The organism is Aggregatilinea sp. (assembly GCF_036822615.1).
Lineage (GTDB): Bacteria > Chloroflexota > Anaerolineae > Aggregatilineales > Aggregatilineaceae > Aggregatilinea.
Genome location: NZ_DAISHJ010000063.1, coordinates 18,945 through 27,300, shown reverse-complemented (window position 1 = coordinate 27,300; position 8,356 = coordinate 18,945). Strand labels below are relative to the sequence as shown.

5 protein-coding genes and 2 pseudogenes are annotated in these 8,356 nt (G+C 62.5%); all 7 read left to right on the top strand.

From position 1 onward, the window contains the following. The coding region (locus tag V7116_RS16405; RefSeq protein WP_324393034.1) for a peptide chain release factor-like protein at positions 1–368 on the top strand (368 nt) is incomplete at its 5' end. 109 nt (positions 369–477) lie between these two features. After that, positions 478–1,704, top strand: coding sequence for a WD40 repeat domain-containing protein (locus V7116_RS16400; RefSeq protein WP_324393033.1), 1,227 nt, complete (start codon positions 478–480; stop codon positions 1,702–1,704). Between the two features lie 119 nt (positions 1,705–1,823). Beyond that, the gene (locus V7116_RS16395) at positions 1,824–3,920 is read left to right on the top strand and encodes a CHAT domain-containing protein (RefSeq protein ID WP_324393032.1); all 2,097 of its coding nucleotides are present in this window, start codon (positions 1,824–1,826) and stop codon (positions 3,918–3,920) included. Positions 3,921–4,270: 350 nt separating this feature from the next. Then, positions 4,271–4,954, top strand: coding sequence for a hypothetical protein (locus V7116_RS16390; RefSeq protein WP_324393031.1), 684 nt, complete (start codon positions 4,271–4,273; stop codon positions 4,952–4,954). A gap of 37 nt (positions 4,955–4,991) precedes the next feature. Further along, a complete protein-coding gene (locus V7116_RS16385) occupies positions 4,992–5,621 on the top strand; it encodes a hypothetical protein (protein WP_324393030.1) in 630 nt (209 codons plus the stop codon). 614 nt (positions 5,622–6,235) lie between these two features. Further along, positions 6,236–6,757 (top strand): annotated as a pseudogene (locus V7116_RS25845) (DNA-directed RNA polymerase subunit beta'); the annotation flags it as partial. 501 nt (positions 6,758–7,258) lie between these two features. Next, positions 7,259–8,281 (top strand): annotated as a pseudogene (locus V7116_RS25840) (DNA-directed RNA polymerase subunit beta'); the annotation flags it as partial. Positions 8,282–8,356: the final 75 nt, after the last annotated feature.

Genomic DNA, 8,356 nt, shown 5'->3' with positions numbered 1-8,356 from the left:
CGGGCGGCCAGAACGTGCAGAAAAACGAGACGGCGATCCGCATCACGCACCTGCCTACGGGCCTCGTCGTGACGTGCCAGAACGAACGCAGCCAGGCGCAGAACCGCGAGCGCGCGATGCAGGTGCTGAAGTCGCGCCTGCTGGACCTGGAACGCCAGAAGCAGGAAGAAGAATTCGCGGAGCTGAAGGGCGAACACGTCAGCGCGGGGTGGGGTAACGCCATCCGCTCCTACGTGCTGCACCCGTACCAGCTCGTGAAGGATACGCGCACCGGGCACGAGAGCGGCAATACGCAGGCCGTGCTCGACGGTGACCTGGACGGCTTCATGGAGGCGTACCTTTCGGCGCGGGTTGGCGCGGGGGCGTAACACAAAACGCAGTTGTTGGTGATCCGTTTTGAGCGATCAACGGGGGGAGAGCGCAGGCTCTCCCTTTTTGTTTCCTAAGCTTCCTAAGCAGAAGAAAGAAGGCCGCCCTATGAAATCAAGCTGGATTTATGCACTGCTGGTCCTGGCTGCGGTGAGTCTCGTCGGCTGGCCCGTGAAAGCGGCACCCTCCACGCAGGACGCAACGCCGCTGCACGTCTATGACCTTGCGTGGAATCCCGATGGGATGGAGATCGCCGTCTTCGCCAGTAACGGCGTGTTTGTGTATGACCGGGCGTTTCAACTGCTGCGGTACCAGGAAATGGCGAATGGCGCTTATGGGGGATGGAGTTCCGATGGGACACAGCTCATCGTAGGCTCGCAGGTATGGGATGCCGACACGCTGAACGTACGGTTCGATGTCGACGTGACGGTGTACGGGGGGCTTCGCGGCGGGGCGCAAGTGTATTCAAGTTCCGGGACGGAAATTTCGATCTTTGATGCTGCTGACGGACGTCTGATCGAAACGGTTCCGTTGGGCTATCAAGTCGAATACGTGAGGTCGAACCATGCTGGCACACAGATCATCTCGGGAGACGGGAAAATCGTGTCTGTTTTCGATCTCGATCGCAGAACACGGACAGCACGCTACACGCTGCCGGTCGAGTCCATGCTTGGCTTTACGTTGAACGCCGATGACACACGCCTCGTTTATTCTGCCTCCAAACGAGTTCCTCAAGGGACGCCGGGCAGCACCCCTTCGCCACTCGACCCGGGCATGGCATTTCTGACCTCAATCGGCATTTTGGATATGACTATAGGCGAAGTTCTTCTAGAATCGGACCCGCTTCCTGAGGCCATGTTTAGTTTCTCGTGGACAGGGGACGGGACAAGAATTGCAGGTCTGTCCCAATCCGGCACTGTTTACATCTGGAACGCGGATACGTTGGAACTCCTGACCGCTTTCTCGGCGGCAGAGTATCCCAGCATGATGGGCTACAGCCCTTATGGGGGCGTAATGGCGGTGAAGATGGAGCAGCCGGAAGATGACTCTCGCCGGCCTCCTACGCCGCAGTACCTTGATGACATGGTGCAGCCCATCGCGGCTCTACCCGGAGGCGCTGTTCAACTTATCGTTCCGGCTCCTTCGCTTGACCAACTGCAAGCGATCAGCGCGAACTGCGACGCGCCGATCGTCGTTGAGCAGCCTGGCGCTGACACGCAAGCCGATCAACTTGCCAACGTGATCGAGCAAGTCAGGACGCTGCCCGAAGGCGCTGTTCCGCCCGGATGCGCAGCCGACCTCGTGGCGGTTGCAGAAGCACTGCAAGGCGGCTGAAGGCAGATGGACCCGTGTAGGTGCCCCTGGCCGGAAAGTTGCGTGATAGACTAAGATAAGTATAACCTTGAGGTGACTTATTCGCGGCAGCGTTATCAGGCGGGGGACTGCAACCGTCCATGAATGAAAACCGGCCAGCATATCTCGACTTCGAGCTGCGGATCGACGATCTCGGCGGCGGGCGTTACCGTGCAACCGTCACCGAGATGCCGCTCGGCGAGGGCGAGGCCGAAGTTTCGAACGAGTTCACCCTGCCGTTCGCTGATGACGAGCTGCGGCGCACGCTGGCGATCCTGAGCGGTACGGCGAACGCCACCGATGCCCAGCGCGACGCCACCGCGCGATCGTTCGGCGAGGCGTTGTTCGGTGCGGTGTTCGCCGGGCAGGTGTACACGGTCTACTTTTCCAGCCGCAACCGGGCTAACGATGCCGCCGGGCTGCGCATCAAGCTGGCGCTCGATAATGCCGGGGCGCTGACGACCCTGCCGTGGGAGTTTTTGCGCGATCCGGCGGTGGACTACCTCGCGCTGTCACGCAGCACGCCGCTGGTGCGCTATCCGCGCCGCCTGACGAACCGCCCCCGGCCCAGCTTCGCGCTGCCGCTGCGGGTGCTGGTGATGATTTCCAGCCCGCGCGACATGCCGCCCATCGACGAGCAGGCGGAATGGAACGCCCTGCAAGCCGCAACCGAATCACTGCGCAAGCGCGGCCTGATCGAGCTGGTGTTGCTCGAAGACGCCTCGCTGCGCACGCTCCAACGGGTTTTGCGCAGCGGCGAATTCCACGTTTTCCACTACATCGGGCACAGCATGTACGACCCCGGCACGCGCCAGGGCATGATTGCGCTCGAAGATCCGTACGGCGAGGGCAGCAGTTTTCCGGTGCGCGGGGAGGATCTCGCGCGGGAATTGAGCGAGGAAAACGCGATCCGGCTGGCGGTGCTCAATTCGTGCCAGAGCGCGACGGAACCGGGCAACGATCCGTTTGCGGGGATCGCCAGCAGCCTCGTGCAGCGCGGCATCCCGGCGGTGATCGCCATGCAGACGGTGATCGGGGAAGAAGCGGCCCGCGCGTTTTCGGAGGAACTCTACCGCGCCGTGGCCGAAGGGCTGCCGGTGGATGCCGCGATGGCGGAAGCGCGGCGCGCAATCGATCATGCGGTCGGTGGCATCGAGTGGGCGACGCCCGTGCTGTATATGCGCGCGCCGGACGGCGTGCTGTTCGAGATCACCGCGACACGCGCCGCGCACCGTCCCGCGTGGCAGCAGTCGGGGGTGATCGTACCGGTGGCGGCGGTGCTGATCATGATGGGTATCGTGGCCGGGCTGCTGCTGTTGTTCCGGCCCGGCGGGGGCGGCGATGGACCGCCTCCGGCAGCGCTGGATCTGGTGATCGACAGCGTCGAAGTATTCCCGCCGCACCCGACGCCGGGCGAAAAAGCCGCGATCATCGTGCACGTGCGCAACGCGGGCGCGGGGCCAGTCGGGCCGTTCAGCTACGATTTCAGCCAGGACGTGCTGGACGAGACGCCGGGCTTCACCGGCGAGAGCGCAGGGCTGGCGCAGGGTGACAGCGCGGCGCTGTTCATTCCGCACGTGTTCAACTGGTGGGGCGCGTTCGTGTCCGAAGTGCGGATCGACGTGGACAGCGCCGTGCCGGAAACGGACGAGTTCAATAACACTGCGCGCTATCCCGTGGTGACCGGCGACGGCAACTTCGTGGTGGCGTTCGACAGCCTGCCGGACGGCACCCTGATCGATGCGTCGATGGCCGTGCCGCCGGACGCGTTTTCGGGGTGGGGCTTCCGCCTGGAAGTCGTGCCGGACGGGGATGATGCCGAATGCGCGGGCAGCGTGCCGTGGGTGATCGTGAGCGGATCGTCGCGCTATCTGGGGACGGGCCTGCCGGATGCGCCGGATGCGTGCACGGGCGGGGCGCTGGCGATCGTGATCGAGCGCAGCCCGGTCAGCGGCGTGATCGCGTCACTGAGCGCGTCGCGGGCCGCCGATTTCCGCATGACGGCGTTCAACTCGGCGGGCAGCGAGATCGATATCGTGGCGGACGAGATCGGGCCGGGGCAGGACGAGCTTGAGATTTCGGGCGGGTTCCCCACGCGGCTCGAAGTCGCCCGCGCGATCGTCATGCCGGTCGAGGATGACCCGCTGCGGATCACGCAGATCGAGCTGCTGAAGCCTGCGCGATTGTCCGTGCGCTGAGCGGATTTGACGCCGGTTGCTGGGCGTCGGTGTAACGAGGGGCGCTGCGGTTGAGCGCCCTTTAAACCCCTCCTGCATTCGACAGCCTGAGTTCTTCCTCGTCGATAGATCCCTTGACAGGCGTTTAAGATAGTCGATAATGGAAGGATAGATGGCGCTCTGGCAGCCGCTTTGCGCTGCGATGCGCGATCGCGTGTAGATCTCACCCCGACAGGCTCGTTCTGGGAGGCCAAGCTCGTTCACGTCGATTGACCGGTGTGCGCTTGCCTCGAATGCCTGGATCCCGAAGTTTTGCAGGCCGGGTCCGCCTCCAATCTTAAAACCTCTCTAGCATCCCAAGGAGATTTACGATGAAGCAGATCGAGCGGCTGTGCACCCTTCTGTTGGGCATCGTGGCGGCGGTAGCGCTGGTATCGGGCGGAGCGTACGCGCAGGGCGCGCCCACCGAAATCGGCACCGGGCCGGACGGCCAAAACGCCATAGAGTTCATCGGGAAAATCGACCAGAGCGTGTTCGACCTCACCAGCTATGGCTATATCACCTATTTGCGGGATATGCCCGGCGACCTGCTGTTTACCGAGGACACACTGGCCATGATGCGGAGCGAAGCCGGTGCGCACTTCACTTTCGTCGCAAGAGCCACAGCCGACGGACGCTCCAACTTCCAGAATATCTTTGCCGCCACGACCAACGGCACGTTCAACATTTATTACAACGAGACACCGGCAGGGATCAGCTTTGACTCGCCCGAGTCGTTTGAGGCGGGGACGCTCGTCGCTTCGTATGAGGGCCGCCTGTTCAGTATGCTCAACGTTCAGGAGCCTAATATCGGCGTGCTGCTGGTGCATTCGGACACCACGCAGAGCGCCGCCAATCCGTTCACGCTGAACGGCCAGTCGTACCAGATCGGGCACCCGGATCTGCTCGCCCGGTTCACCATGTTCGGGCAGGGCTTCCGGTCGTCCACGGAGCCGCTGGCCGCCTACTACCACATCGCGGGGGATGTCGTGCCGCTGGGCACAGCCGGTGAATAGCGCTCGCCAGCCGCGCGAAATCGAGCAGGCCCGGTAGATGTCTGAGAATTTCACGGTGGATCGCGCTGCCGAACTCTGGGACGACTTCGCCCGGCAGTTTATGCAGATCAACCCTGGCATTCACTTCACCACCGCGCAGTCGCCGGAAGAACGGGAGGCCGTGTACCGGGCACGCTTCGCTGAGGTGATTCGGAACGGCTGGGCGCAGCCCGCCGACATGCCGGACGGGCTGGAGCGCGACGACTACGACGAGCGGGCGCTGCATCTGGTGGGGTGGCGCGACGGTCAGAGGGCGATCGTCGGGCGGCTCGTGTTTCCGTCCCCCGGACGACCGCTGCCCACCGAGGCGGCCTATAACCTGGAAATCGAACCACACCAGCAGGTTGTCGATACCGGGCGCGGCATCCTGCTGCGAGACGATCCGCGCGAGGCGCAGCACGAACTCTTTTTGGGACTGATGAGCTTCGCGTGGCAGGAGTCGCGGAAACGCGGATTTTCGTATGCCTGTGCCGCCATGACGGCCTCGATGCTCCGGTTGTACCGGATGATGGGGATTCACTGGGATGTGCTGGGTGACCCGCGCCTGTACTGGGGCGAGATGCGGTATCCATGCCGGTCCGACGTGGTGAAAACGGTGCAGTCGTTTCTGGCGCGCGGAGCGTCATGACGTGCTGTGTGGCGAACTCGGAGGGGCTGTGAGCGCTCGCGCTGCCGGAGACGGACGGACGATCCGCTGCGCCCCGGCGCGGTGAGTTGGTTGCGTGGGGCAGGGGATCGTGGTATAACGAGCATATCTTGTGGGGTATAAAAACAACTGCCAAGGCAAGAAAGCGAGCCACTTAGTAAAGCGGGGCTTGACTTCTTGCCTCTATCTGCTATACTCAGGCATTGGCGCAATTGCGGAATCAACGGGCGTATTGTCGTAAGTCAACGGGAGAGCGCTGTACTGGTAGCTCCCGGTGCTCGCAATGCCGATGAGTAAGGCCTTGGTCGTGGGACGCTTGACATCAGGTACGCCAATACTGGATAAGGCGGTAGGACCAGGGTTTTTCTGGCAGGTGCGGACAAGTGAGACTTCTCCCCAATCGAAAATGAGATAAGGGACTAAGCGCAGGAACGGGGTGTTTCGTGCGCTGTTTGCTTTGATGCCGGGATTAATCGGTATCCGCAGTTGCTCTGACCAGTTCCTAACCGAACCACTCTGTACCATCAATCACGTAGCACATTTCGTTATGTCTTTCAGTTGGATAGGTAACACCCGAGCGCAGAGGAGGGCACGCCTTGGAGGCGAAAGACTTTAGCGCACTGCGTATTAGCTTGGCATCACCCGAGCAAATCCGCTCCTGGTCGTATGGTGAGGTCACCAAGCCTGAGACGATCAACTATCGTCGTCTTCGACCGGAAAAGGACGGGTTGTTCTGTGAGGCCATCTTTGGTCCCACCAAGGACTACCAGTGTTACTGCGGCAAGTATAAGAACGTCCGCTATCGCGGCATCGTGTGCGATAAGTGCGGCGTTGAGGTCACGCGTTCGTCGGTTCGCCGCGAGCGTTTGGGCCATATCGAGCTGGCTGCGCCGGTCGCGCACGTGTGGTATACCCGCCGCGTGCCGAGCTATCTGGGCATCCTGCTTGATGTCAGCCGCCGCAACCTCGACCGCGTGCTGTATTTCGCGCAGTACGTCATCACGCACGTGGACGAAGAGTCGCGGCAGAAGGCGCTGCGCCGCATCGACGACCAGATTTCCGACCAGATCGAACAGATTCAGTCGGAGATGGAGAACCAGCAGGAAAACATCCGCGCCATCCGCGAGGAAGACCTGGGCGATCTCCAGACTCAGATCGATGCCATCAATAAGAAGCACAACGCCGATCGTGATCGCCTTTCCGAAGGCGTGATGGGCGAGGCGCAGCTGCTTCAGGACCGCATCGAGGCACAGATGGGGTCCAAGCTGCAGTCGGACCTGTTTTTCGATGCGGCGGGTGTGCTGATCGCTGACAAGGGCGACCGCGTCGAGCACAGCATGCTGGCTGCCGTTCAGGAGGCCGCGAAGGACCGCCTGAGCGACATCATGGAAGAAGTCGAATCGCGCCGCGAAGCCGAACTGGCCGACCTGGACGCGCGCATGGACGAGCGCACCACCGCTGCCGCCGACGAGATTCAGGGCGTGCAGTCGGAGACGGACCGCCGCCTGACGCGTATTCACGGCGCGGCGAGCGAAGCCCGCGACGAACTGCTTTCGCTGCAGCCGCTGCAATTCCTGGGCGAGCCGCGCTACCGCGAACTGAAGCAGAAGTACGGCCAGGTCTTCAAGGCCGACATGGGCGCGGAAGCGTTCCTTGAGATCCTGCGTCACATGGACCTGGAACGCCTCGCCAAAGAACTGTGGCACGAAGTTCGCAGCACCCGCAGCAAGCAGCGCCGCAAGAAGGCGACCAAGCGGCTGCGCGTGGTGGAAAGTCTGATCAAGAGCAACAACCGGCCCGAATGGATGATCCTGACGGTGCTGCCGGTGATTCCGCCCGACCTGCGCCCGATGGTGCAGCTCGACGGTGGGCGTTTTGCCACGTCGGACCTGAACGACCTGTACCGCCGCGTGATCAACCGCAATAACCGCCTCAAGCGGCTGTTGGAACTGGGCGCGCCGGACGTGATCGTGCGCAACGAAAAGCGTATGCTTCAGGAAGCCGTGGATAGCCTGATCGACAACAGCCAGCGAGGCAAGGCGCTCAGCCGCCGGGGCCGCCGCGAGCTGAAGTCCCTGAGCGATATGCTCAAGGGTAAGAAGGGCCGTTTCCGCCGCAACCTGCTGGGTAAGCGCGTCGACTACTCGGGCCGTTCGGTGATCGTCATCGGTCCGAAGCTGAAGCTGCACCAGTGCGGCCTGCCGAAGATCATGGCGCTGGAACTGTACCGCCCGTTCGTGATCAGCCGCCTCGTCCAGTACAACTACGCCAGCAACGTCAAGGGCGCCAAGCGCATCATCGAGCGCGAGCGGCCTGAAGTCTGGGAAGTGCTGGAAGAAGTGATCCAGGAACGCCCGGTACTGCTCAACCGTGCGCCCACGCTGCACCGCCTGGGTATTCAGGCGTTTGAACCGCAGCTCGTGGAAGGCAAAGCGATCCAGATTCACCCGCTGGTCTGCTCGGCCTTCAACGCGGACTTCGACGGCGACCAGATGGCCGTGCACGTGCCGCTGAGCGACAAGGCCGTGACCGAAGCGCGCGAACTGATGCTGAGCACCAAGAACCTGCTGAAGCCCGCCGACGGTTCGCCCGTGGTGGCGCCGTCGAAGGACATGGTTCTGGGTAACTACTACCTGACGCTCGACCCGACCGCCGAAATCGTGACGCGGGCGGAAGACGCGGACAAGTTCCGCCATTGGGACAGCCTGCAAGAAGGC

Coding starts and splice junctions, on each gene's coding strand:
- V7116_RS16400 (WP_324393033.1), top strand. CDS start 478: ATGAAATCAAGCTGGATTTATGCACTGCTGGTCCTGGCTGCGGTGAGT.
- V7116_RS16395 (WP_324393032.1), top strand. CDS start 1,824: ATGAATGAAAACCGGCCAGCATATCTCGACTTCGAGCTGCGGATCGAC.
- V7116_RS16390 (WP_324393031.1), top strand. CDS start 4,271: ATGAAGCAGATCGAGCGGCTGTGCACCCTTCTGTTGGGCATCGTGGCG.
- V7116_RS16385 (WP_324393030.1), top strand. CDS start 4,992: ATGTCTGAGAATTTCACGGTGGATCGCGCTGCCGAACTCTGGGACGAC.